1 protein-coding gene is annotated in these 1,628 nt (G+C 40.7%); it reads right to left on the reverse strand.

Annotated elements, in window-relative coordinates; genetic code table 11:
* Window positions 1-151 precede the first annotated feature (151 nt).
* Window positions 152-1,348, reverse strand: coding sequence for an elongation factor Tu (gene tuf, locus ADF62_RS04425; protein WP_003095670.1), 1,197 nt, complete (start codon window positions 1,346-1,348; stop codon window positions 152-154).
* Between the last annotated feature and the right edge of the window lie 280 nt (window positions 1,349-1,628).

Below are 1,628 nucleotides of genomic sequence, written 5' to 3' on the forward strand. Positions count from 1 at the left end.
AAGACCTATCAGGTCCTCTCTAGATGTTAGCTTTTCGTCACCCACTACAGTTGACAAAGAGCCGATATTTTTAAAAACCAAAAAGAGCCGAGTAAATTCGACTCTCTCAATTATTGTCTGACGAATAATTGTATTGGGAACTTAATATTAATTAAGCTTCGATTTCAGATACGATACCTGAACCAACAGTACGTCCACCTTCACGGATAGAGAATGTTGTACCTTTTTCAACGGCGATTGGGTGGATCAACTCAACGTCGATAGTCACGTTATCACCAGGCATAACCATTTCAGTACCTGCAGGAAGTTCGATTGAACCTGTTACGTCAGTTGTACGGAAGTAGAACTGTGGACGGTAGTTGTTGAAGAATGGAGTGTGACGTCCACCTTCTTCTTTAGAAAGGATGTAAACTTCACCTTTGAATTTAGTGTGTGGGTTGATTGAACCAGGTGCAGCCAATACTTGACCACGTTCAATTTCATCACGTTGGATACCACGAAGAAGGACACCGACGTTATCTCCGGCAATACCTTCGTCAAGTTGTTTACGGAACATTTCTACACCAGTAACAACTGCTTTTTGGATTTCTTCTTTAAGACCAACGATTTCAACTTCGTCATTAACACGAACAACACCACGGTCGATACGTCCTGAAGCAACAGTACCACGACCAGTGATTGAGAATACGTCTTCGACTGGAAGCAACAATGGTTTGTCAGTGTCACGTTCTGGTTCTGGAATGTATTCGTCAACAGTGTTCATCAAGTCCATGATGATGTCTTCGTATTTAGAATCACCTTCAAGAGCTTTAAGAGCTGAACCTTGGATAACTGGAATATCATCACCTGGGAAATCGTATTCTGAAAGAAGGTCACGGATTTCCATTTCAACCAATTCAAGCAATTCTTCATCGTCAACCAAGTCAACTTTGTTCATGAAGACGATAAGGTGTTTAACACCAACCTGACGTGAAAGAAGGATGTGCTCACGAGTTTGTGGCATTGGTCCGTCAGTAGATGCTACTACAAGGATCGCACCGTCCATTTGAGCGGCACCAGTGATCATGTTTTTAACGTAGTCCGCGTGTCCTGGCGCATCGATGTGAGCGTAGTGACGTTTTTCAGTTTCGTACTCAACGTGTGCAGTGTTGATTGTGATACCGCGTTCACGTTCTTCTGGAGCAGCGTCGATTGAAGCGTAGTCTTTTGGTGTGTTAACTGCGCTAGGAAGACGACGAGCCAATACAGTTGTGATAGCAGCTGTCAAAGTAGTTTTACCGTGGTCAACGTGTCCGATTGTACCAATGTTAACGTGTGGTTTACTACGATCGTATTTTTCTTTTGCCATTTAGGAAAAGCCTCCAATAAAATATATTTTATAGATAGACAGTAGGCAATACAGTCTAACTTTACTCTACTATTCTATCAAAATGTCATAGAATTGCAAGTATTTTATATAGTTTTCAGTTTTTCTTTAGAGTAATTACAAATATTCCTTTCAGTATTTCTATTTCTACTACTTCTATAAGCTTTTAATAATCCCCTTGCTAATGCAAAAACACTACAAAACATACTAAGATTAGTAGTGAAGAAATCTCCGACGGGAGAGAGTACTCACTACTTTTTCT

The sequence above is a fragment of the Streptococcus sp. 1004_SSPC genome (assembly GCF_001069025.1).
Taxonomy (GTDB): domain Bacteria; phylum Bacillota; class Bacilli; order Lactobacillales; family Streptococcaceae; genus Streptococcus; species Streptococcus vestibularis.